The organism is Desulfoluna sp. CLI2B, from assembly GCF_056847375.1.
Window position 1 is genome coordinate 1457421 of the sequence record NZ_CP186557.1, and the last position, 21576, is coordinate 1478996.

24 protein-coding genes and 1 pseudogene are annotated in these 21576 nt (G+C 47.7%); 20 read left to right on the forward strand and 5 right to left on the reverse strand.

Going from position 1 to position 21576, the window contains the following annotated elements:
* Positions 1-234: 234 nt before the first annotated feature.
* The 3 genes from ACOYW2_RS07085 to ACOYW2_RS07095 are packed head-to-tail and all read right to left on the reverse strand — an operon-like array spanning position 235 to position 2657.
* Positions 235-711: a DUF4381 domain-containing protein gene (locus tag ACOYW2_RS07085; RefSeq protein WP_482769915.1), complete on the reverse strand. Its 477-nt coding sequence runs from the start codon at positions 709-711 to the stop codon at positions 235-237.
* 30 nt (positions 712-741) lie between these two features.
* Entirely contained in the window at positions 742-1671 is a 930-nt protein-coding gene (locus tag ACOYW2_RS07090; RefSeq protein WP_482769916.1) for a DUF58 domain-containing protein, read from the reverse strand.
* Between the two features lie 14 nt (positions 1672-1685).
* The gene (locus ACOYW2_RS07095) at positions 1686-2657 is read right to left on the reverse strand and encodes an AAA family ATPase (RefSeq protein ID WP_482422306.1); all 972 of its coding nucleotides are present in this window, start codon (positions 2655-2657) and stop codon (positions 1686-1688) included.
* 439 nt (positions 2658-3096) lie between these two features.
* Here ACOYW2_RS07095 and ACOYW2_RS07100 point away from each other — a divergent pair, with 439 nt between their 5' ends.
* The 5 genes from ACOYW2_RS07100 to ACOYW2_RS07120 all read left to right on the forward strand — a co-directional run bounded on the left by ACOYW2_RS07100 (position 3097) and on the right by ACOYW2_RS07120 (position 9346).
* Positions 3097-4092 (forward strand): KamA family radical SAM protein, encoded by a 996-nt coding sequence (locus ACOYW2_RS07100; RefSeq protein WP_482769917.1) that lies wholly within the window; start codon positions 3097-3099, stop codon positions 4090-4092.
* Positions 4053-4187, forward strand: coding sequence for a hypothetical protein (locus ACOYW2_RS07105; protein ID WP_482422308.1), 135 nt, complete (start codon positions 4053-4055; stop codon positions 4185-4187). Before ACOYW2_RS07100 ends, ACOYW2_RS07105 begins: the two co-directional genes overlap by 40 nt.
* 285 nt (positions 4188-4472) lie before the next feature.
* Positions 4473-6752, forward strand: coding sequence for a phosphoenolpyruvate--protein phosphotransferase (gene ptsP, locus ACOYW2_RS07110; RefSeq protein WP_482769918.1), 2280 nt, complete (start codon positions 4473-4475; stop codon positions 6750-6752).
* Positions 6753-6809: 57 nt separating this feature from the next.
* Positions 6810-8216 carry a DEAD/DEAH box helicase gene (locus ACOYW2_RS07115; protein ID WP_482769919.1) on the forward strand — a complete coding sequence of 469 codons (1407 nt, stop codon included), beginning with the start codon at positions 6810-6812 and terminating at the stop codon, positions 8214-8216.
* Between the two features lie 659 nt (positions 8217-8875).
* On the forward strand, positions 8876-9346 hold the full coding sequence (locus ACOYW2_RS07120; protein ID WP_482769920.1) for a hypothetical protein: 471 nt from the start codon (positions 8876-8878) through the stop codon (positions 9344-9346).
* A gap of 192 nt (positions 9347-9538) precedes the next feature.
* Here the strand turns inward: ACOYW2_RS07120 and ACOYW2_RS07125 are convergent, their stop codons facing one another.
* Entirely contained in the window at positions 9539-10528 is a 990-nt protein-coding gene (locus ACOYW2_RS07125) for an integron integrase (RefSeq protein ID WP_482769921.1), read from the reverse strand.
* 445 nt (positions 10529-10973) lie between these two features.
* Between ACOYW2_RS07125 and ACOYW2_RS07130 the strand changes: the two genes are divergently transcribed.
* The 13 genes from ACOYW2_RS07130 to ACOYW2_RS07190 all read left to right on the forward strand — a co-directional run bounded on the left by ACOYW2_RS07130 (position 10974) and on the right by ACOYW2_RS07190 (position 18580).
* The gene (locus ACOYW2_RS07130; RefSeq protein WP_139164018.1) at positions 10974-11333 is read left to right on the forward strand and encodes a DUF6966 domain-containing protein; all 360 of its coding nucleotides are present in this window, start codon (positions 10974-10976) and stop codon (positions 11331-11333) included.
* Positions 11334-11456: 123 nt separating this feature from the next.
* Positions 11457-12773 (forward strand): Shedu anti-phage system protein SduA domain-containing protein, encoded by a 1317-nt coding sequence (locus ACOYW2_RS07135; protein ID WP_482769922.1) that lies wholly within the window; start codon positions 11457-11459, stop codon positions 12771-12773.
* A gap of 198 nt (positions 12774-12971) precedes the next feature.
* On the forward strand, positions 12972-13232 hold the full coding sequence (locus ACOYW2_RS07140) for a hypothetical protein (protein ID WP_482769923.1): 261 nt from the start codon (positions 12972-12974) through the stop codon (positions 13230-13232).
* A gap of 113 nt (positions 13233-13345) precedes the next feature.
* Positions 13346-13690, forward strand: a complete 345-nt coding sequence (locus ACOYW2_RS07145) for a hypothetical protein (protein ID WP_482769924.1) — start codon at positions 13346-13348, stop codon at positions 13688-13690.
* Between the two features lie 111 nt (positions 13691-13801).
* Entirely contained in the window at positions 13802-14518 is a 717-nt protein-coding gene (locus ACOYW2_RS07150; RefSeq protein ID WP_482769925.1) for an HNH endonuclease, read from the forward strand.
* A 106-nt stretch (positions 14519-14624) separates the two neighbouring features.
* Positions 14625-14828 carry a hypothetical protein gene (locus ACOYW2_RS07155; protein ID WP_482769926.1) on the forward strand — a complete coding sequence of 68 codons (204 nt, stop codon included), beginning with the start codon at positions 14625-14627 and terminating at the stop codon, positions 14826-14828.
* Positions 14825-15082 (forward strand): MvdC/MvdD family ATP grasp protein, encoded by a 258-nt coding sequence (locus tag ACOYW2_RS07160; RefSeq protein ID WP_482769927.1) that lies wholly within the window; start codon positions 14825-14827, stop codon positions 15080-15082. Before ACOYW2_RS07155 ends, ACOYW2_RS07160 begins: the two co-directional genes overlap by 4 nt.
* Positions 15083-15131: 49 nt before the next feature.
* A complete protein-coding gene (locus ACOYW2_RS07165; RefSeq protein WP_482769928.1) occupies positions 15132-15764 on the forward strand; it encodes an MvdC/MvdD family ATP grasp protein in 633 nt (210 codons plus the stop codon).
* Positions 15765-16142: 378 nt separating this feature from the next.
* On the forward strand, positions 16143-16430 hold the full coding sequence (locus tag ACOYW2_RS07170; protein ID WP_482769929.1) for a hypothetical protein: 288 nt from the start codon (positions 16143-16145) through the stop codon (positions 16428-16430).
* 102 nt (positions 16431-16532) lie between these two features.
* Complete coding sequence (locus ACOYW2_RS07175; RefSeq protein WP_482416849.1) at positions 16533-16901, forward strand: DUF7716 domain-containing protein; 369 nt, start codon at positions 16533-16535, stop codon at positions 16899-16901.
* 160 nt (positions 16902-17061) lie between these two features.
* Positions 17062-17685 carry a hypothetical protein gene (locus tag ACOYW2_RS07180; RefSeq protein WP_482769930.1) on the forward strand — a complete coding sequence of 208 codons (624 nt, stop codon included), beginning with the start codon at positions 17062-17064 and terminating at the stop codon, positions 17683-17685.
* Between the two features lie 219 nt (positions 17686-17904).
* Positions 17905-18291, forward strand: a complete 387-nt coding sequence (locus tag ACOYW2_RS07185; RefSeq protein ID WP_482769931.1) for a hypothetical protein — start codon at positions 17905-17907, stop codon at positions 18289-18291.
* Between the two features lie 103 nt (positions 18292-18394).
* Entirely contained in the window at positions 18395-18580 is a 186-nt protein-coding gene (locus ACOYW2_RS07190) for a CV_2116 domain-containing protein (RefSeq protein WP_482769932.1), read from the forward strand.
* A gap of 34 nt (positions 18581-18614) precedes the next feature.
* Here ACOYW2_RS07190 and ACOYW2_RS07195 read toward each other — a convergent pair whose 3' ends face one another.
* Positions 18615-19841 (reverse strand): IS256 family transposase, encoded by a 1227-nt coding sequence (locus ACOYW2_RS07195; protein ID WP_482769933.1) that lies wholly within the window; start codon positions 19839-19841, stop codon positions 18615-18617.
* A 140-nt stretch (positions 19842-19981) separates the two neighbouring features.
* On the opposite strand from ACOYW2_RS07195, the gene ACOYW2_RS07200 reads away from it, so the two are divergent.
* Both ACOYW2_RS07200 and ACOYW2_RS07205 read left to right on the forward strand, forming a co-directional pair.
* Complete coding sequence (locus ACOYW2_RS07200; RefSeq protein ID WP_482769934.1) at positions 19982-20539, forward strand: hypothetical protein; 558 nt, start codon at positions 19982-19984, stop codon at positions 20537-20539.
* Positions 20540-20749: 210 nt separating this feature from the next.
* Positions 20750-20998: pseudogene (locus ACOYW2_RS07205) on the forward strand (immunity protein Imm33 domain-containing protein); the annotation flags it as partial.
* Positions 20999-21576 lie beyond the last annotated feature (578 nt).

Here is a 21576-nt window from a genome sequence, read left to right on the forward strand (position 1 = left end):
TGAGCAAGTAACGACAATGTATCCTGTGACGTCGAAGCTTGAGAGCTATCCTGTATAAACCATCAGCATTTATGTCGGGCGAAGCCCGAGCCGAAGGCCCTTGCGCTTTGGCCCGAGGAACGAGGGACAAAGCGCAAGGGCAATAAGCTTTCGAGGTGGCTCACCTCGCCGCCGGAGGCACGCTTTTTGTCGGTCCCTTTAACCATAGAAGGCAGCTTCTTAAGATCTGAACCGTTACGTTTCATGTTTTTTTATCCAGGTTTCGACCAGGTGAATCAGGTTCTTTGCCTCGGCCGGGTCAAGGGGGGCCTTTGGCTGGTATGGGATGCGGATGAGAAGGCGCCCTGTCCCTTGGGTAAAGGCCGTGGTGGAGAGGCTTGTGTCGAGAAACGCCAGCCATGGTTCGCCGGTGAGGGCGGCCACGGTTTGTCTGCCGTAGGCGGCAAGGGCGGTGCGTTTAACCAGGGCCGGTAAGGGGGCAAGTTCGTCCCTTGTGGGGGGGCTGCCTCGATTTATCAGGGCCAGCTCGGCCAGGGCCTCCCGCCGGTACCTGTTGCGTTTCCACCTGAGGGCTGACGTGATCAGGAGCCAGGCAGTGGCCGCCGCAAGGATCCAGGCAATGACGTACCACCCCGGGGCCGGTGGCCAGAGGGGTTGGGGCGAAAAGGGGATGATATCGTGGAGGTTGTCCAGGCTTGTGGGGTCTGTCATCTGGTTTTCCTCACCCTGTTCGGGTTGGGCTCATCGGGCTCCCAGGGAATCGCGGATCTGCTCGGCCGCCCCTGTTGCCGTGTGGATGGGCAGCACCGGGACCCCGTATCGGGTCAACTCTTCGGTGAGGAGGTGGAGCCGTTCATTGAACACCTCCCGCACGAGGTTGCGCTTGGCCTCGTCACTGCTGTCCAGGGACGCCTGGCGCATGCCGTCGCTGATGACGATGGTCCCGGCATTCACCGCATCCGTTGCCGTGGGGTCGTGGATCATGCCGAGGATGATGTCGTTGTGGCGGCCCATGAGCTTGATGTGTCGGCAGGTGTCCTCTGTGATCCCAGAAAAATCGCTGATGATGCAGATGAGGGTGTCGGTGCGGGCCAGGTGGGCTGTTTTTTCCAGGGCTCGGTCCAGGGCACCGGGGCTCGGGGTGATGCGGCTGTCCACCGTCAGGGCGTGGTTGAATTCGATGATGCGGTTGAGAATCTCCATGACGGTCCTGGCGCTTCGATGGGGGCGGATGTGCCGGATCTCCTCGTCGTTGAAGATCACCGCGCCCACCCGGTCCCCGGAGCTGATGACCCGCCAGGCTGCAAGGGCCGCAGTTTCGGCGGCGGTGACCGATTTCATGTTGACACGGGTGCCGAAGAACATGCTCAATCGCTGGTCCACCACCAGCAGCACCGGGCGTTCCCGTTCTTCGGAGTAGACCCGGGTGTGGGGTTTCCGGGTGCGGGCGGTCACCTTCCAGTCAATGCTGCGGATGTCATCCCCCGGCAGGTAGCCCCGGATCTCCTCGAAATCCAGGCCCCGTCCCCGCAGGCGTGAGGCGTGCCTGCCCGTGAGCAGGCTGTGCACCGGTTGCCTGGGCAGAAAGCTGAACCCCTGGGCCTTGTGCTTCAGGCGGATCAGGTCGCTCAGGCGTGCGTAGACGCCGGGGTGTGTATCGGGTCGGTTCATGGTGGGCTTCCTTTTCACGCCACGGCCACGGTTTTTGCCAGCTCGGAAAGTACCTCATCGGCGGTGATTCCGTCCGCGTTGGCTTCATAGCTCAGCATGATGCGATGGCGAAGGACGTCGTGGAGCACGGCGCGGACGTCCTCGGGGGTGACGTGGTCGTTGCCTGCGAGCCAGGCGTGGGCGCGGGAGCATTTGTCCAGGCCGATGGAGCCCCGGGGGCTGGCCCCCACCTGGATCCATTTTTCCAGGTCACCGTCGTATCGCTCCGGGTTCCGGGTGGCGGAGATAAGGTCCACGATGTAGGTCTCCACGGCCTCGGCCGTGTGGACGGCGTCGATCTCTTTGCGGGCGTCGAAGATCACCTGCTGGGGGATGGGCTCCGCCGGGGCGCTGTTGCCGTTGGTGGCGCCTGCTTCGCGCCTCACCAGCCGCACGATGTCCATCTCCGTTGCTTCATCCGGGTACGTGATGGAGACATGCATGAGGAACCGGTCCATCTGGGCCTCGGGCAGGGGGTAGGTGCCTTCCTGCTCGATGGGGTTCTGGGTGGCCATGACCATGAAGAGCTCCGGCAGTTCGTGGGTGGTACCGGCCACCGTGACCTGGCGTTCTTCCATGGCTTCCAGAAGGGCGGCCTGGACCTTGGCCGGGGCCCGGTTGATCTCATCGGCCAGGATGATGTTGTTGAAGATGGGGCCAGCCTGAAACTGAAACTCTCCCTGGCCCTGGACCGTGTGGTAGACCTCGGTTCCCGTGACGTCCGAGGGAAGCAGGTCCGGCACGAACTGGATGCGGTTCATCCCGGCGTCCAGGTTGGTGGCCAGGGCCTTGACGGCTCGGGTTTTGGCAAGGCCGGGCAATCCTTCCACAAGGAGGTTGCCGTTTGCAAGGAGCCCCAGGAGAAGGCGCTCCACGATGGTCTCCTGCCCCAGGATAGACTGGGACATTCGGTTTTTTAACTCAAGGACGTCGGTTCGGGCGCTCATGGCGAGTTCCTTAAAACAAGGGTTCGGAGGGAAAAGGCGTGATGAGCCGAAAGGCAAAAATGCCGGGACGCGTTGTTTCGCAGGGGGCAAGGGGGAGGTCTTATGGCAGGAAGAGGAGAGGTCGGTGGCCCCGGGAAACGGTTCGCTTACGGGCGAAAGGGGCTGCCGGTGAGCCCCGTGCATGATGTTTATGTATACTATGGTGGCAGGGATTGTTCAATGGTATTCGATGATTATCCGATATGGCAAAGGCTGCGCGATGCCCGGGCCCACCATTTCTGAACAGTGCGCCGGGCCATGGTTTGAGGTACTGTTACCCTTTCCTTACGGCAGGACGCTTTTATCGCGAGAGCCTCATGGCTTTGCATCGGGTTTCATGTATAATCAATGATATTGAACCTTGTTTTACTTGCTCTTCACCGCAGGGAAGGGAGGTGACATGGGATATCAGAAGGAAGCGTGGGTGACCCAGCTTGAGGAGAGTGTCAACACACTGGAAAAGCTCCAGGCGTATGTCACGGTGTCTCCCGGGGAGAAAAAAGGAATAGAAGAGGCTGAAAAAGAGAATGTCCGGTGGGGTACCACCCCCTATTTTGCCTCTCTCATGGACCCGGAGGACCCCGGGTGCCCCATTCGTCGCCAGATCATTCCGTCCGTGCTGGAAAAGGAGAACCGCTACGGGGTGGAAAATTACCTGGCATGGAAAGAGAACCGGCTAACCAGCGAAACCCGCCCCGACTGCATCGCCCGACAATACCATGACCGTATCGCCTTTCTGGTGACCGATATGTGCGCGATGTATTGCCGACACTGTTTTCGCAAGGAGCTGGTGGTGGTGCGCGAGGTTCGGTTTCGTTTTGACATTGAGGAGGGGGTGCAGTGGATCAGGGATCATGGGGAGATCCGGGATGTTCTGGTGACGGGGGGCGATCCCTTTGTGCTCTCCGATGACAAGCTCGCCTGGCTTGTGGAAAAGCTGCGGGAGATTCCCCATGTGGAGATGATTCGCTTCGGCACCCGCACCCCCATTGTGCTTCCGCACCGCATTACGCCGGGCTTAAAAGAGGTGCTCTCCGGGTACCACCGGGTGCCCATCTGGATCAACACCCAGTGCAACCACCCCGGGGAGATCACGGAGCAGACGGCACGTGCGGTGTATGATCTGCTCTCCTGCGGCGTCCAGGTGGGCAACCAGGCGGTGCTGCTCAAAGGGATCAACGACGATACAGAGACGTTCAAGGCACTTCACCAGAAACTCCTGTCCATTCGGATTCGTCCCTACTACCTCTTCTATTGCGAGCCTGCCCCGGGCATCGATCATTTCCGTACACCGGTGGAGAAACTCGACCCTGACCGCGATCTATTGGGGGACACACCAGCGGGCTGGCCCAGCCCATGTACGTGGTGGCCACCAGCATCGGGAAGATCATGCTGATGCCTTACTACAGTTACGTGGAGAAAAACGACAAAGAATACACCCTGCGAAACTACAAGGGCGAGATCACGACCCTTCCCAATATTCCTGATTAACCAGGCTGGGTGCCCTTGTGGCGGACGGGCGGCAGTGGTAATGTGGTGTTTCTTTTCTTTGCACAGCTGCCCCGGCTTGCCCGGCGGATGAGAAAACCCAGCGAAAAACCGTGAACTGCCTTTTGCCTGTTTAAGCCGGTTGAATTGGTTTGCATTACCCCACGGTCATACCCCTCTGCAGCGTTGGCCTGATGGGTTTATCATGACATATCCGGGCTGCTCCGCCCGCAGATGGGAGCGCGGTGTTGCCCGGACAGATTGTGCGTTTTGGTACAAAGGGATTTTATGCGCAACGACAAACGAGACATTCTGGAAGAGATCCTTGAGACCATGAGCGACTCCGAAAACCCCGAGCAGTCCCTGGACCGCATCGTGGGGATGATCGCCGGGCGATTCGCCACGGAGGTCTGTTCGGTGTACGCTTACAACCCATACGGCAACAGCCTGCACCTGAAGGCCACGGTGGGCCTGACCCGCGAGTCCGTGGGGACCATCGAGATGGATGTGGACGAAGGCCTCACCGGTATGGTCATCGAGACCATGGCACCGGTGTTCATCGTGAATCCTTCGGCCCACCCCCGCTTCAAGTATTACGAGGGCAGCGGCGAAGAAAAATACAAGACCTATCTGGGCGTGCCCCTGATCTACCACCGCAAGGTCCTGGGGGCCCTTGTGCTGCAGACCCTGGCCGAGGAGGGGATCCGGCCGGACGACATCCCGGTGTTCCAGAAGATCGCGGGGCAGCTGGCGGCCACCGTGGCCTACACCATCTTATGGGAAGAGCGGAAGAGGGGAGAGGCCGACGGCTCCCTGGAGCCGGGTGAGGAGGGCGAACCCCAAGATGAGGACTCCTTTTCCCACCTTCGGGGAGAGCCGGTGTCCGATCGCGTGGCCGCGGGCCATGCCCACTTTACCTTTGAAACCATGGATTTTAATCAGGTCCATCGCATGAAGGTGCGGAACACGTCGGCCGAGGTCCTGCGCCTGGACCAGGCCTTTGAGGCGTCCGAAGTCCAGATCCGTGAGGTGGCGAGAAGTGCCCGTAGGCTCTCCGAGCAGGACAGGGCCATCATCGACGCCCACCTTATGTTCCTGACGGACCCTTCCTTGAAAAAGAAGATCATCGCCAAGATCGAGGAGAAGGTCAGCGCGGAATACGCCTTGAAAAAGGTGATCACGGCTTACGTGAAGATGTTCAAGTCCATGGAGGACCCGTATCTAAGCGAGCGGGCAGCCGATGTCCTGGATATCGGGCGTCGGGTCCTGGCAAACCTTGTGGGCATGGGCGGGGACGCGGGCCAGGCCTTTGCCAGGGACACCATCATCGTGGCCTCGGACATCTCGCCCGTGGACCTTCTGGCCATTCGCCAGCCGCACCTGAAGGGCATTGTCCTGGCCAAGGGGGGGCGCACCTCCCACACGGTGATCATTGCGCGGTCCCTGGAGATTCCCATCGTCATCGGGGTGGAGGGGATTCTGGACCATGTGCGGGACGGGGATTACCTCATTGTTGACGGGGTCTCCGGGATTGTGTATGCAAACCCCTCCCAGGAGATCCGGGACGAGTACGCCCGGCGCCGGGAAGAGGGGCTCAAGGCCCGCAAAAAACTCGAAGGCCTTCGGGAACTCCCGGCCCAGACCGTGGACGGCGTCACCGTGGGCCTCGGGGCCAACATCGGCCTGCTCTCGGACATGATGCTGGCCAGGCAGTACGGGGCAGACCTCATCGGGCTCTATCGCACGGAGTTTCCTTTTCTGCTGCGCACCTCCTTTCCTTCTGAAGAGGAGCAGGTGGCCCTGTACCGGCGGGTCATCGAAAAGTCCCAGGGGCGCTCGGTGACCATCCGCACCTTTGACGTGGGCGGGGACAAGTTTCTCTCCTACCTGGACTACCCCAAGGAGGACAACCCCTTCCTGGGCTGGCGCTCCATCCGTCTGAGCCTGGACCTGGAGGATGTGTTCCGGGTGCAGATCCGCTCCATTCTCAGGGCCTCGGTCTTCGGCAACACCCGGATTCTTTTTCCCATGATCACCAGCGTGGAGGAGATCCGGCGGGTGGCAACCCTGGTGGCCGAGGAGAAGGAGAACCTGGACCGGGCGGGCATCGCCTATGACCGGGAGATCAAGCTGGGCATCATGGTGGAGGTCCCGGCTGCCGTGCCCATTCTGGACCGGCTGTTGAAGTACGTGGACTACGTGAATGTAGGCACCAACGACCTGATGCAATACCTTCTGGCCGTGGACCGGAACAACAAGAAGGTGGCCGTTCACTTCAACGCCCTGCATCCGTCGGTGGTGGCCACCGTGGACCATATCGTCAAGGTGTGCAACCATTTAGGGAAACCCCTGTGCATCTGCGGGGAGGCCGCGGCCGTCAAGGAGAGTATTTTTCTTTTTGTGGGCATGGGGGCGCGCCAGATCAGCATGGTGCCCTCGGCCATTCCCGAAGCCAAGCGGTTCATCCGATCCGTCCGCGCCACGGACGCGGAAAAGGCCCTGGCCGAGTGTCTTGCCATGGAAGACGCGGCTGAGATAAAAGCCTATCTGCAAGGGTGCCTTCCGTGATAGAAACAGGCCGGAGTATTTGAAGAAACAGTTACAGTGAAATGAGGATTGAACGAGATGTCATTTGATCGACTTGGCCTTCGTGCCGAACTGCTGAAAGCCATAAGCGACAAGGGCTATGCCCAGCCCACCCCCATTCAGGAGAGGGCTGTGCCCGTGATCCTCGAAGGGCAGGATATCCTTGCCCGGGCCCAGACCGGCACGGGCAAGACCGACGCCTTTGCACTGCCCCTGGTAGAAATTCTGGGTCAGAAAAAGGGCTACGGCAGGCATCCCCGCGCCCTGGTCCTGGCCCCCACGCGGGAGTTGGCCCTTCAGGTGGGGGAGTGCATCAAAGGCTATGCCCGGCGTGTCTCCCTGCGATGCACCGTGGTGTACGGCGGGGTGGGTATTCATCCTCAGATCACCCGCCTCAAGCGCGGGGTGGACATTCTGGTGGCCACGCCCGGGCGTTTGCTGGACCTTGCCATCCAGCGGCACGTAAAGCTCATGGACATCGAGTTCCTCGTCTTTGACGAAGCGGACCGCATGCTGGACCTGGGCTTCAGCCAGGAGATCTCCCAGATCCTGGAGCTGCTGCCCGAAGAGCGCCGCACCATGCTCTTTTCCGCCACCTATACCCCGGAGATTCGAGACCTTGCCTCCCGGATGCTCACGAACCCCGCCCAGATCGAGGTCTCCCCTGAAAAAGCGGCAGCAGACGCCGTGGACCAGCGGGTTCACACCGTGGACAAGTCCAACAAACGGGCGCTTCTTGTCCATCTGATCACCAAGGGCCGCTGGTCCCGGGTCTTGGCCTTTTGCCGCACCAAGCACGGGGCCAACAAGCTTCAGCTCATGGAGCGGGGGATCCCGTCGGCCGCCCTTCACGGCAACATGAGCCAGTCCGTCAGGAACCGAACCCTCCAGGAGTTCAAAGAGGGGGGCATCCAGGTCCTCACGGCAACGGATGTGGCTGCCAGGGGCCTGGATATCAGCGGCTTACCCTGTGTGGTCAACTACGACATGCCCAAGATTCCCGAAGATTACGTCCACCGCATCGGCCGTACGGGCCGGGCCGGAGAAAAGGGTCTGGCCATCTCCCTTGTGGGTGCCGAGGAGGTGCCCTTCCTTGAGGCCATCGAAGCCTTTCTCAAGCGCAAGCTTCCCGTGGCCCATGTGGACGGCTACACCCAGGGCCACGAGGTGCCGGATTTTGTGCTCTACCGCCCGGGCAGCACCGGCGGCGGCAAGAAAAAGGTAGAGTTCGAAAGTGAGAAATCGGTGGAGAAGCGCAAAACCGCAAAGCAGGAGTCCCGATCCCGCAAGGCAAAATCCAGTGGCTCCGGCAAAAAAGCCGCCACCAAAACGAAAACCCGCACCGGCTCCGGCAAGGCAAACAGCCCCCGGGGCAACGGAAACCCTAAGCCCGGCTCCCGCCCGTCCAGGGGAGGAAAACCCGGCAAGCCCAAGGGACGCCGATAGGCATCCTCCCTTCACCCTTTCCTTTCTGTTACGGCGTCGCCCATGCACCTTCCATGGGCGATGTCACTTCCGATTCCTAACCCCTCAGGCCCATCACATCGTTGACGGCTTCCTCCGTGTTCAGATCTGTTGACAAAAAATGATCCCAAAACAGCAACCAGGCAGCGGGCTGTTGCCTCTGGCGGCCCTGCCGAGGACCAGCCTTTTGATGCATTGTCGCTCAAGGGCTACACTACGACGCCACAAGAAAGTTTGGTAAACAGGTTTTTAACCTTGGTTCAGTTTGTCATCGCATTTGGGATGGTTGTTTATCCATGAAATGTTAGGTTTGGGTAACGTTATAACACGCTTGCATTCATGAGGGTTAAAAGATATGAATATTAGTAAAATTTTGCGAATAGCTGAATTTTATCTTCCGAGCTCGTTTGGGATGGCACTGTTATGTGGTGCGAAGTTTATTGAAGCGCGATGTTGATGGTGAAAACCACATGTGTTGTGTTTTAAGATTCAAGAATTGTAATGAATATCGGATGATTTTGTCTTTATTTTTGCGTGGCAGGCGCTACTGTCGATAGGCATGTTATTAATTTTTAGCCCAATCAATATATTTAAGTCGAATGATGAGCTTAAAATATCGGATATAGGAAAGAAATAAAATTATGAAAAAAGCGTTTATCAATTTGACCATGACGTTCATTATTATGTTTTCGGTTAGTAATGCGTATGCAGATTTAGACAATTTTCTTTCTAACCTAAATATTCAGGCCAAAGCCGACATAGATAATTTCAGCGCCAGGTTGAGTGCCCAGTTCAGTGTCCCTTATCCTGAAGTCCAGACAATAATCAGAACTGTAGAGTTTCCCGCTGACGTGTTTATGTGCCTTCAACTCGGCAAGATGACAAACACTGAACCAGAGAGTGTAGTAGAGATATACAGGAGCAATAAGAATAAAGGATGGGGAGCTATAGCCAAAGAACTCGGGATCAAGCCGGGTTCAGCTGATTTTCATGCACTCAAGAGAGGATCGTTTTCGTTAGCTGACGGACAGGGTAGGGGAACAAGCAAGGGACAAAAGAAAGGTAAAAACAAGGCTAAAGGAAAAGGGCACAATAAAAAACAAAAAAGCTAACCTGCCGTTTAAATAGTTTTTAACGCTTCCCTTGGACTCGCTATAGTAAAACAGGAAAAGCATCAAAACTAAACAGGGGGCAGGCTCTTTACAAGTTTTACCGCGGAGTTTTTGTTAAGCGACCCGCCGGAAGCATGTTTTTATTTCCATGAGTTGATGAATGGCTCAAGGGAAGCAACTGCCCGAAAAGGCTCAATGGACCTTGCGCTGATGATGGATGTCCAACGGGCTCTGAACGGCCAGCCCTCCTTTGTTGAGAACGTGGGTGTAGATCATGGTGGTGCTGACGTCCTTGTGGCCCAGAAGGTCCTGAATGGTTCGGATGTCGTAGCCTGCCTCAAGGAGATGCGTTGCAAAGGAGTGACGGAAGGTGTGGCAGGTCACCGGTTTGATTATCCCGGCCAGTTTTCGCGCCTTATAGATGGCCCGATTCAACGTCTTTTCATGGAGGTGATGGCGGCGCCTGATCCCTGACCGCGGATCGACAGATAGACCCGACGAAGGGAAAACGTATTGCCAGCCCCACTCTTTGTCCGCGTTTTTATACTTCACGGCCAGGGCGTTGGGCAGATAGACACTGCCCACATCATCAGCCAGGTCTGATTCATGAAGCGCTTTTCTCTGATCCAGATGTTCTCTGAGCCTTTCCTTTGCAACATCCGGAAAAATGGTGATGCGGTCTTTCTGCCCTTTGCCATCGCGAACGACAATCTGGTTAAGCCCGAAATCAACATCCTTTACCCTCAGTCTCAGGCATTCAATGGCCCTTAATCCGCCCCCGTACAGTAGCTGCCCCATGATCAGGTATTGGCCGGACATCCCGGCAAGTACCCTTTGGGTTTCATCCACCGTCAGCACGGTAGGCAGGCGCATCGGCTTTTTGGCCCGAAAGGCTTTGATCTCGCCTTCAATTTCAATTTTAAGCACCTCATTGTAAAGAAAAAGCAGGGCGCTGAATGCCTGGTTCTGCGTCGAGGCAGCAACGTTCCGTCTTGTTGCGAGATGGGTCAGGTAGGCCTCAATCTCTTTCTTTCCCATGTCCTTTGGGTGCCTCTTGCCGTGAAAGAGAATGTAACGCTTTATCCAGCTTGTATAAGCCTCTTCTGTCCGAATGGAGTAGTGCTTGAGGCGAATTTTGTCACGCACTTTGTCAAGCAGCCTTGTCTGGGGCGCAGGGCTCACAAATACCTCCTTGCAATTGTTCAATTCAAAGAGTAAGAATTTAACAGCTTGGCTATAAACGGACAGTTGCCTTTGGGGTGATCATACAACTGAATATCCGAGAGAAAGATGTGTGAGTTTAAGGTCAACAATGTTAATGACAACAAACGTCAAGACATTATGCAAGGATGTCTGAAAATGCAAGAAATATAAGAATATGCGACAAATCAGTCCCGTATTCCGGCATATGGTGGATTATGAGACAGCGCTGTCGCTTTATCCCTTTGAGAAGGTATTATGGGACATATCGGTTCCCAATAAATGGAATACGGGACATGGTGGTCCTATATACCCGGAAGTTCATAGAATATCGGACAATAATGTCCATGTTTCCCTCTGAGAAGGTGTTATGGGACAAAAATGTCCATTAATAATTGTTAGCTGCTATTCAACATGATCGAGGACTATGAAAATTCAGTTATCTATTCGAAAAAATCAGCTCGATAAACTAATACAATCGCTCGAACATTTGTGTATTCATTTACGTTTAGACGAGGACTGTCCTTGGATTGATCATTTTGAACGACAACTTGAAAATGCAAAATCATTATCAAACTCTAAATTCACTCAAAAGGAATTAAGCGATCTATCATCTTCGATTAGATCTGTTTATGGGGGGATGGGAAGTTTCAATGATTATTACAATCCAAATTACACAAAGCATAGGAATGAGGTAATGAAATTACTTGGGTCAAGCACAGATTTATCAGAACGCGTCTATGAATATGCTCTTGAATTAATGGTAATCGGTATTACAAGCAGCTAACAAACACTTGCACGCCGACCGGGCGCAAGTGCGGTTTTCAAGCGGTATCACTTAACGGCGGTCGGCATCTTTCAAACACTTTCTCGCCCCTGCGCCCGTCGGGTGAAGTGTGGCGTTAGACAAGTGAGAACAATATCTATGCCTATATATAAAAAGCACTCACCAAGCGAAGAGCAAAAGATACTTGAAGATTCTTGTCGTTATTTTTTTGGTAAAAAGGTTGCCATTGGTGAAAGAGCTGCTTCAGCAATAATACGAGCTGGAAGGACAGGGGACTTATTAGGTAATTCAGTATTTTTAAAAACAGATATGGATATTTTTTCGAGTCTTATAGCTAGATCACCAGCAATAATTGATTTATTTGAACGGTGCGATGTTACGCTTTCAAATTTACCAAATTTTAAAGAACAAGAACCCGAAAATTTGCATATATACGACTATGAAAGTACTTTTTGGAATTTTTTTGCAGATAAATTTGTCGAGTATGGTCGTTTCAATAAAAGAGGTAAAATAGTTGAAAGCAACGGTAAATTAACTGAAATTGATCTTATTATTGGCGCCCTTCAAGGTGGTCGTTCAGGAATAGTTCCATCTGATCTTATCAAAACGCTTTTCGGTGATAGGCGTTTTCTACGAGATGGTTTTTTGTCAACAGGTGGTGAAACCTACCTACGTTCACTTGAAAATGCATTAGGAAAAATTCCAGCTATAGACCCTTCATTTGATCAACAACAATTGCTTCTTGTATTAGATGGTACGGGTAAAATTCGTATTCGTCCTTTTGGTTCAACAGCTATTGGACGTATTGATGATGCTTTTTCCGAGTATGGTCCTTTTGTATTTCGAGGCTCAAATGTTCAACCTGTCGAAACAGTGTGCGGTTATTCTGATCAAATTTTGGAAGAGCTTGAAGATTTAATTAATTCTACAAGTGCAAAAGAACAAGATTTGCAACTTTTTTTTGAAAAACACCCTCATATAATTTCTGGAATTGATTTTGGAGAATTACACCCTCATCCAATACTTTATAAAGAAGACGGAAGTAAATTAATACCTGATTTTTTCCTTGAAAAAATTGATGGGGGCTCGAGTGCTTTGGTTGAATTAAAACGCCCATCCCTAAAACCAATAACACGAAAAACAAATCGTGTTTATTTTTCTCAAATAATTCAAGAAGCTATTGGACAGCTTCAATACTACAGAGAGTGGTTTGATGATTCAAGTAATCGAAGATATATTGAGGAAAGGTTAAAATTAAAAACTTCTGTCTATAGACCTAAAATGATTTTAGTTGCTGGAAGGCAACAGCACTTTCAGGACGATGTAGAACGAATTAGATTGTTGACTAATCAAGGCTCAAATTTAGATATATGGACCTACGATGACGTTTTAAAACGAGCACAGCGCTATAAGGATTTTCTTCGTGGAAAGTTATTTTAATTAAGATAGTTAAATATTATGTCTAACAAGTCGCTTTAAGGGACCGCTTGGGGCTGCGCCCCAGTTCCCTCGCTCCGCTCGGCGGCCCCTAAGCTCAAGCGTTATCCCTCAAATCAAGTGAGATATATTACAAAAACAAAAATCAATAGTTCAAATATAAAACGGTTAATGATCCATGACTGTGAGGATGGAGTTTACTTGTTTGAATACGACATCATTGAAGATGGCCCATCTTTAGGTGATTACTGGTTTGAAAATTTAGAGATAGCCTTTGAGTCGTGTAAAGAGGATTATGGCATTGATCAAGATGAATGGAAAACAATTCCTGATCCACTTGAGCATTGCCAGCAGGACTGGATTGAATCAGTTCGGGTTGTAGGTCGTTTAATCGGTGATCCCCAATGGGGACGTTTTGAAAAACTGATTAACGGCAAATGGGTAGAAATAAATGAAAAATAAGGAATAACAATTACTTGTACACGGACCGCCAAGCACTGCTCTCGTTCCTCGCTCCGCATTTTGCGCCCGGTGAAGCGGAGCGTTATAACCCATATTTGAAGTGATTTAGTTCAATGCCAGAACGCAACTATGATTTTCAGGCAAACGTAATTTTTAGGTTTACGGGCCTGTCTGATGACCAGGCTAAAAATTTGAAAATTCAAATTCCTTCTGTAAGATTTGGAGAACATTTTAAAACAAAGAAAATTACGGGTCTTATTGATTTAGAGAATCAAAATATATTAAAAGATATCAAAAAATTCATAGATGAATACAACATCAAAGCGGATGCTTATGACGTCTTTGTTTCAATTTTTTCGGAAAATGACACTGAGATTTGGAATCTGCCTAAAATTGTCAACGAAGCAATAAAAGCAACAGACTGTCAAATCGTTTTTTCTTTCACATCAATTACATAGCAAGGTTATAACAAGTCGTTGGTATGGGACCGCTGGCGCTCCGCGCCAGTGCCCTCGCTCCGCTCGGCGGCCCCACAACTCAACGTTAGGTCTCTTAAAGGATTGTAAGTTTTGGGACATAGTAAGAAATATAAAGGTAAAAAATGTGTTTATTGCCGAGAGAGAGAATCTTCAACAGCAGATCATATTTTTCCCCGTGAATTTTTTAATTTACCTGATCGTCATAATTTACCAAAAGTACCTGCTTGTAAGGAGTGCAATAATAATAAATCAAAGTTAGAACAATATCTGTCAACCGTTTTGCCTTTTGGTGCTACTCACTATAACGCTTTAAAAGAATTAAATGAAAATGTACCAAAGCGGCTAATGAATAATAAAAAACTTCATAGACAAATAGCTTCTTCACACCATAATATATGCATTCCAACACCAAATCCTAACGATCAAAATAGACAAGCAATACTATTTGATACACAAATACTTTATGATTTTATAAGTTATGTTGGCCGAGGATTAATTTGGTATCACTGGGGGAAGTACCTATCACAAAAAACGTCTATTAAAGTTTTCACACCCACAAAATCTGGCATAGATTATGTTTCGTATCTTTTCTCTTTAAATTCGAGTCTTTATATCAACAATGCTTTAGGCGGCAATACTGTTCGTTATAAAGGAAAAATGAGTGAAAAAGGGGATGAAGTATCAGTATGGGGCATTCAACTTTTTGGGGGAATGACAATTGTTTCAAAACATCCCAAATTTGTTTTCGATAACAGCTTTGTGACAATGCTCACGGGGCCAGAAAAGACATTAAATCGTATCAACTAAATAACCTAACTACACGCTTCAAGGGACGCCAAAAAGCTGCGCTCGTTCCTCGCTCCACTTTTTGACGCCCCTGAGCGTAGCGTTATGTTTAAAAAAGGAGAATCTCATGTCAAGTCATGTATTAATTGATGTTGCAAAAAGAAAACCCTATACTTCTACACCTGAAATGCCGAAAAGAAGCAAATTCAATCATAAAAGAGGTATCTGGATGAGAGACAATGAAGTCTTAATTGGACATGATTCTGAGTTCGGTGTTCAAGCAACTAAGAAATGCGATGTCGAGACCGGTGAGGATCAAAAAGGATCATGAATAAATTTTGTTTAATTCTTACGAGCATATATGATTTTTCAGTAGATTTAGTTATTAGGCAACTTGAAGAAGATGGTGTTAATTATTTCAGGCTAAACAAAGAAAACGTAACTGACTATAGAATTAATATTGATCCTATTTCAAAAGAGCTTTGTATTAGCGGATTAGGTACCGAAATACAAATCAAAGAAATCACATCTATTTGGTATAGATTACCAGTATTCTTGCGAAATACACCTAATAAAGTACTTTAGCTGAAAAACAATTATCAAGGTCTCAGTGGAGTGCATTTTTCGTGGCTTAATGGTTTTTGATGAATCATTTTGGGTAAACTGGCCTGCAAGTACTTATTCTGCGGAATCAAAACCATATCAATTAATGGTTGCCTCTCGAATTGGTTTTCTAACTCCAAATACCCATATCGGTAACGACTTTCAAAAATTAAAAATAGTCGACAAGAAAATTATTGTTAAATCATTAGACACTCTACTTCTACGAGAGAATAATGATTGTCTATTTGCATACACATCCCACATAGATCCATCTGGCTTGACGGACCAAAATGTTTACTATGCTCCACTAACTTCTCAAAGCTATTTACAACCGAAAATTGATATACGAGTTACAGTCATAGGCAATACTCTTTATTCCGTTCAAATTCTATCAAATGGAAAAGGCATTTCAGATGATTGGCGCCTACTAAAAAAAGAAGAGTTAGAATATATTGATATAGATTTGCCTTTGGATATTCAGAATAAATGTATCTTGTTACTTAAAGAATTAAAGTTGGTCTATGGCGCAATCGATTTGATTAAATGTGAAAATGCTTATTATTTCATCGAAATTAACCCAACAGGTGAATGGGGTTGGCTATCAAGCCATGAACGACCAATAGAAAAAGATTTAGCTAAATTATTATCCGATGGATTTGCTTGACATGCTAAATAAATGTTTAAATTCTATCAAAGAATTCCTATTTCCTTTTTTTATTATATGGAAATTTGAACAAAAAATTGTACCTAAAGCTGATTGTGCTTCAATAGATAAACATTCGCATTATTTTGACATTGATTATTCAATAATTGCCAATAGATTAGCCGGAGCAGCCCCAGAGCTCAAGGAATTGGGGCAAGAAATTTACACTTGGCCTAAGCTTATGTTTAACAGTTTTAGGAGTCTCTGCAACAACAATAGCAAAGTTGTTACCTGTTCACTTTTTAAAACCAATTATTCTTATATTTCTCAGCTTTTCTTCAATTTATATGCTTTGTGGAGGTATTATTTCTTTAGGTTCATTTAAGTTGATGCCCAAATATGGATATGGAACACTGTGTTAGGAGCAAAACTCAAGACAAAAAGTTAGCAACTGTTCGAGCGTTGGTTGGCCAAGAAAATATTAATTTAGTTAAACAAGTTCGAAATGAAGTAGCATACCTTTGCATCAGAACTGGATTAGTTTTCCTTTTATTGGCCTTGATGCTTGTAAGTTTCACACTTTCCCAGCAAGCTTATGTTGAACTCAAGTCCAAATCTAAAATTCCAACGGAACAAAATGTGAAATCAGAAAAAATATTTAATCCTTACTATCATATTAAAACATAACAAAAAAATTAACTCGGACGGCACAAAGCTGCTCCGCTCGTTCCTCGCTCCGCAGCTTCGAGCCGCCGGTTATTTAAGCGTTATGTGCTTGGAATAAATACTATGGAATTGAATTCATTTATTAAGTTAAGCGATATTATTGAATATGAGATCTATAGAAAGCCGAAGGATCGATATTCAAGTGATAGTTATTGTGTTTATTGGGAAAATAAAAATGAAGAACACCCAAAAGTTGACGATTTGATTTTTATCGGAGATTATCCTCAAATAATCGAAGAAGAGAACTACAAAGAAGTTTTTCCTCAAAAAGTCGTAAATAAAGGCTGGTGGTTATTATATCGTGATGAATTAATACAAGATGTAATTGACAATGTATTATTTCAAAATCCAAAAGCATCGATTGAGCAAATAAATGAGGCCATCGTTTTTTATTGTAAAAACGATAGTTTCATGGTTTTTAGCGGCACATAACATGGCGCTTAACTAGGACCGGGCTACAGCTGTCCAGTCCCAAGCGGTTCTATTTTTCAAACACTTTCGCTTTCTGGTCTGTGCCGCCTTTCGCCGCCCGGCCCGTTAGCTTTACGTTGTGTGTCATAGCTGATTGTGAATCCCTTTTAAGGGCTCTGGTATGATAAATGTGGGAAAGAAAATTGTAGCCCTAATCCTAATTTTGCAATGTTGTAGCTGTGCTTATACAAAATACTCACCTCATGTGACTGATCAGGAGAGTGAACAATTACTATCAAATCTAAGTCGTTTAACAATTAAGATCGATTCTACAAGTGACGGAGACACAGATAGATACAATCAATTATTCCGTCTACCGATTCAAGAATCTGGAATATTCAAACAATTCAATAATTCAGATAAGTTCTCGGATTTAATAATTTCAAATTACTCAGATTCCAATTATACTCATCAATCAGGTTTTTTTAATGAGGCTTTGGCCTACATGACCTTTTTTGGGTACGTTACGACACTCGAAGAAAACCATATTTATAAGTTTGAAATAGTAAGTACAAAAACCAAAGATTCGGTATCATATGGCCCTTTACCATATAAAGTCAAAACATATGCAGGCTGGTTCTTTACACCGATCATGCTATCCAAACAGTGGTACATTGATGTAAAGAATTTTGAGAATGAACCCAATACTGCATCAAAGAAATTATGGATAGATATTCTTTCGAGCAACCAAGAGGAACTATTGAAACTCACTAATAAAGTACTGGCAAACGATCGAATTCAATAGGTATTTCTAAAACAAAATAATCACACAACAAACGCATTGTGTCGGACCGCCTTCCGCTGCGCTCCAGGTACCCTCGCTCCGCTCGGCGGCCCCACATGCGTGGCGTTATGAAAAAGAGATAGAGAATGAAGTACCCAGATGACATAGATTTTTTTTTACTTTCTTGAAAACCATGGATGGAGTGTTTGCCATATCTATGTCGATGGTGCGATTTATTATATGGGGCCAACACACATATTTGAAAACCCTATTGAGGTTCTTCTAAATGCGCTTACTTCAATGTTGGAGGGGGCTACAGAAACAGAGTTTAAGTGGCATGACGAGCCCGGTGAGTATTTATGGTCAATTAAGCGTAATCCAGAGCAGCAACATAAGGTAAACTTTACAACCACGGAATGTACACAGATTAACAGTGTATCCAAACCTAAGCTAGAAACTCTCCGTTTTGAGGTTAAATTAAAATTGTTCTGTATTTGTGTCCTAAGACAAATGGAAAAAATACGTGATTTAATGACAGAAAAGAGTTTCAAAGAACATAGAGAGGGTGATTTTCCTTATTCAATATTTGAAGAATTTGTCTGTTCTTATAAGCGGGCTTATTCATAACAATGCAAATGCACTCGGACGGCAAAAGCCGCTCCGCTTCGCTCTGCAACTTTTGCCGCCGGTGATTTGCGGCGTTGGGCATTCTTATGACAAGGAGAACGGAATGGAAGTAATATCATATAAGGGATACCTTATTCACCCAACTCCTATGCAGTTAACAACTTCAAGTGAGTGGGCTATACACCTCTGTATTTCGAAACATAAAGACGACAGTGTTGCGGAAAAAAAATTCAGTGCAGGTAATGCATACAAAACTGAAGAAGAAGCGGTATCCCACTGTATAAATTGAGACTGTCAAATAAACTGTGTATCTGGCGTTTAAATCAAAGAGGGACTCTCCCCTCAAATACAATCGAAAAATAGTTGAGAGCAGCAGCCCAGTCCCTGATGGGGCGCGACCACTTCTCAGAAGCCTTTAATATCGCCAGATACAGAACCTTTCGCACTGAATCCTCTGTTGGAAAAACTGCCCGTTTCTTTGTAATTTTCTTCAATGATGCGTTCAAAGATTCGATAGCATTTGTCGTATAAATGACTTTACGTATCGGTTCTGGGTAACGGAAGAACGGCGCTATATTTTCCCATTTAGAACGCCATATTTGGCCGATAATTGGGAACCTTTCTCCCCACTCTTGCTCAAATTGATCCAAAGCTCTCAAACCAGCGTCTTCTGTGGGTGCAGTGTAGATTTCCTTTAAACTCTTTACGACGTTCTTTCGCTCTTTCCAACCAACGTATCTCAAAGAATTACGCACCATATGAACGATACAGAGCTGGACTTCCGTCTGAGGAAAGACGTTCCCAATGGCTTCAGGAAAGCCCTTTAAGCCGTCAACACAAGCGACCAAAATATCTTTTACCCCTCGGCTTTGAAGCTCAGTGAGGATGCCAAGCCAAAATTTTGCACCCTCAGCCTCTCCAATCCAGAGGCCAAGAAGCTCTTTGTTACCTTCAAGGTTTACACCCAATGCCAGATAAACAGCTCGATTTTCAACATGGCTGCCTTTACGAATCTTTAGATATATTGCATCCAGGTAAACGATGGGTAGTAACTGCATCCAAGCTGACCAAAAAGACTGCCACTGGCGAACATCATCTATGACGCTGTCGGTCACATTGCTGATCAGTGTCGGGGATACTTCAACACTATAGAGATCTTTGAGATGGCCCTGGATCTCTCTCACTGTCATTCCGCGAGCATATAGTGCAATGACCTTGTCATCAAACCCTGGAAGCCTTTTTTGGCGCTTTCTGACTAACTGAGGTTCGAAATCACCATCTCGATCCCTGGGAACCTCAATATCAAGTGAACCTCGATTCGTTACAATTGTCTTTTTTGTATTGCCATTACGGACGTTTGTCGAGCGACTCTTTTGGCGTTCATTCTTCTGGTAGCCGAGATGATCGGTCAGCTCGCCTTCCAAGGCGCGTTCCACAAGGCGTTTGGTTAAATCCTCAAGAAGTCCATCTTTATTAAATAGTTCTTTAGGGTCTTCATCTTTGAGCAACTCATCTAAAAGTGCATCTATACGACTCTGCTTTTTGGCCATGGTGACATTCTCCTTTCAGGAGGTTAATACCACAGCCAGATACACAGATAAATTTACACTCTCTATAAATTTTGGTAAGCAAATAATCGATGGTAAGGCTGATGGTTGTACTATCACAGACCTTTAGGAACAGGGCAGCCATGAATATGCAAATGAACCCAAGACTGCTTAAAATTCCTGTCTTACACATCGATACAAATTTGATTAATGCAAAGCAGAAACTTCCTTATGTAAATCAGCTCGAAAAGTGGTTCGATGACGGAGTTATCATAATCAATATATCTGGAACAGCTCGTAGTGAGGCCATAGCTGGTAACTACATTCCAAGAATTCGAAAAACGAACCACCAAATTTACACAACAACATCTCCTCTAAAGTCTTCTAATTCTATCTATTTACAGGTAGAATCAGCGATATTTCCCAATGGTGCACGAGACGACAATCAACGAAACGATGTTAAGATTGTTTGTGAAGCTGCAAAATATGCAGCGGTCCTTATCACTGGAGATGGAGGGTCTAAAAAACAACCAGGTGGTATTATAGGCAATCGTCATAAACTCAGAGACTTGGTTAAAATATTTACTCCTGTTGAGGCGGTTAATTTCGTCCGTGCAAAAATAAACCAACGTGATGATTTCAATGTGCAACTCTCAAAGAAATTAGGAAGTGAACTTCCAACGTGGACAGGATCAGATTAACTTTGTGCCCAACAATAAAATAAACTCGGACGTCACAAAGCTGCTCCGCTCGTTCCTCGCTCCGCAACTTCGTGCCGCCGGTTATTTACGCGTTGGGTTTACCATAAAATGAAAAATTATAAACTTAGTGCAGATCAAATAAAAGATATAGCAAGGTGACGGTGCTCGGATCGCTTCTGATAGAGCACTCGTTGATGGGAAAAAGTCGGTTATATGTATCGGGAAGTTCCCGATCCAGATAAAGAATATCCTGATAGTGGTTGGACATTCATGTCGGGAGATGAAACACAGGAATACGCTGATGTTGCAGGAAACTGGGCAATTTATGACGTTAATACTGTATGTAATTATGACCCTGGCATTATTCCGTTTTTAGAGTTTTCGCCTCCGGTGGCATTTGGAAGAGATCCAAAAACTGGTTTGTTTGTTGAAGAGGAATTTGAGCCACCAGAAGAATGACCCAACAAACAAATACACTGGACCGGGCTTACGACGCCGCTTTTTGAGCGGTATCTTTTTTCAACCATTTTCGTTCACTGGCCGCTTTCGTGCTTCAGCGCCCGGCCCGTGATTTTGGCGTTCGGTGCCTATATGAACTGTAAATGTAAGCACATACCAAAAGCATTTTATCTAAGTGAAGCCCCAGAAGGTTTTCTAAACGGATTAAAAGAGCTTGATACCGCAAATTTGATGCGGCTCTACGAATGCAAAGTTTGCAATCAACTTTGGGCAATAGATGAATGGGATAAATATACGGTTCGATCATCATTTCATATCGAGCGCATTGATAACTGGCAGTCTGAAGTTACTGAAGAGAAGAGAAAAGGGCTTCTTCTTAAGTCTCGTGGGGGCACTTCAGATAACATATGTATTTGGAAGGACTGTGATAAAAAAAGAATCAAAGATACAGTCTATTGTATAGACCATCTTTATAGTACCGGTGCTCGAAAGTAGCACCGAACAAAAGCTTCCACACCGACCGGGCGCAAGTGCTACTTTTCAAGCGGTGTAGCATTTTGACGTGCGGCGTATTTCAA

Excerpts from the sequence above, each read along its gene's own strand:
- ACOYW2_RS07185 (WP_482769931.1), top strand. The coding sequence starts at position 17,905 with ATGGGGCCAACACACATATTTGAAAACCCTATTGAGGTTCTTCTAAAT.
- ACOYW2_RS07130 (WP_139164018.1), top strand. The coding sequence starts at position 10,974 with ATGAAAATTCAGTTATCTATTCGAAAAAATCAGCTCGATAAACTAATA.
- ACOYW2_RS07190 (WP_482769932.1), top strand. The coding sequence starts at position 18,395 with ATGGAAGTAATATCATATAAGGGATACCTTATTCACCCAACTCCTATG.
- ACOYW2_RS07175 (WP_482416849.1), top strand. The coding sequence starts at position 16,533 with ATGGAATTGAATTCATTTATTAAGTTAAGCGATATTATTGAATATGAG.
- ACOYW2_RS07100 (WP_482769917.1), top strand. The coding sequence starts at position 3,097 with ATGGGATATCAGAAGGAAGCGTGGGTGACCCAGCTTGAGGAGAGTGTC.
- ACOYW2_RS07165 (WP_482769928.1), top strand. The coding sequence starts at position 15,132 with ATGGTTTTTGATGAATCATTTTGGGTAAACTGGCCTGCAAGTACTTAT.
- ACOYW2_RS07160 (WP_482769927.1), top strand. The coding sequence starts at position 14,825 with ATGAATAAATTTTGTTTAATTCTTACGAGCATATATGATTTTTCAGTA.
- ACOYW2_RS07180 (WP_482769930.1), top strand. The coding sequence starts at position 17,062 with ATGATAAATGTGGGAAAGAAAATTGTAGCCCTAATCCTAATTTTGCAA.
- ACOYW2_RS07090 (WP_482769916.1), bottom strand. The coding sequence starts at position 1,671 with ATGAACCGACCCGATACACACCCCGGCGTCTACGCACGCCTGAGCGAC.
- ACOYW2_RS07155 (WP_482769926.1), top strand. The coding sequence starts at position 14,625 with ATGTCAAGTCATGTATTAATTGATGTTGCAAAAAGAAAACCCTATACT.
- ACOYW2_RS07115 (WP_482769919.1), top strand. The coding sequence starts at position 6,810 with ATGTCATTTGATCGACTTGGCCTTCGTGCCGAACTGCTGAAAGCCATA.
- ACOYW2_RS07095 (WP_482422306.1), bottom strand. The coding sequence starts at position 2,657 with ATGAGCGCCCGAACCGACGTCCTTGAGTTAAAAAACCGAATGTCCCAG.
- ACOYW2_RS07195 (WP_482769933.1), bottom strand. The coding sequence starts at position 19,841 with ATGGCCAAAAAGCAGAGTCGTATAGATGCACTTTTAGATGAGTTGCTC.
- ACOYW2_RS07170 (WP_482769929.1), top strand. The coding sequence starts at position 16,143 with ATGGATATGGAACACTGTGTTAGGAGCAAAACTCAAGACAAAAAGTTA.
- ACOYW2_RS07105 (WP_482422308.1), top strand. The coding sequence starts at position 4,053 with ATGTACGTGGTGGCCACCAGCATCGGGAAGATCATGCTGATGCCTTAC.
- ACOYW2_RS07200 (WP_482769934.1), top strand. The coding sequence starts at position 19,982 with ATGAATATGCAAATGAACCCAAGACTGCTTAAAATTCCTGTCTTACAC.
- ACOYW2_RS07085 (WP_482769915.1), bottom strand. The coding sequence starts at position 711 with ATGACAGACCCCACAAGCCTGGACAACCTCCACGATATCATCCCCTTT.
- ACOYW2_RS07145 (WP_482769924.1), top strand. The coding sequence starts at position 13,346 with ATGCCAGAACGCAACTATGATTTTCAGGCAAACGTAATTTTTAGGTTT.
- ptsP (WP_482769918.1), top strand. The coding sequence starts at position 4,473 with ATGCGCAACGACAAACGAGACATTCTGGAAGAGATCCTTGAGACCATG.
- ACOYW2_RS07120 (WP_482769920.1), top strand. The coding sequence starts at position 8,876 with ATGAAAAAAGCGTTTATCAATTTGACCATGACGTTCATTATTATGTTT.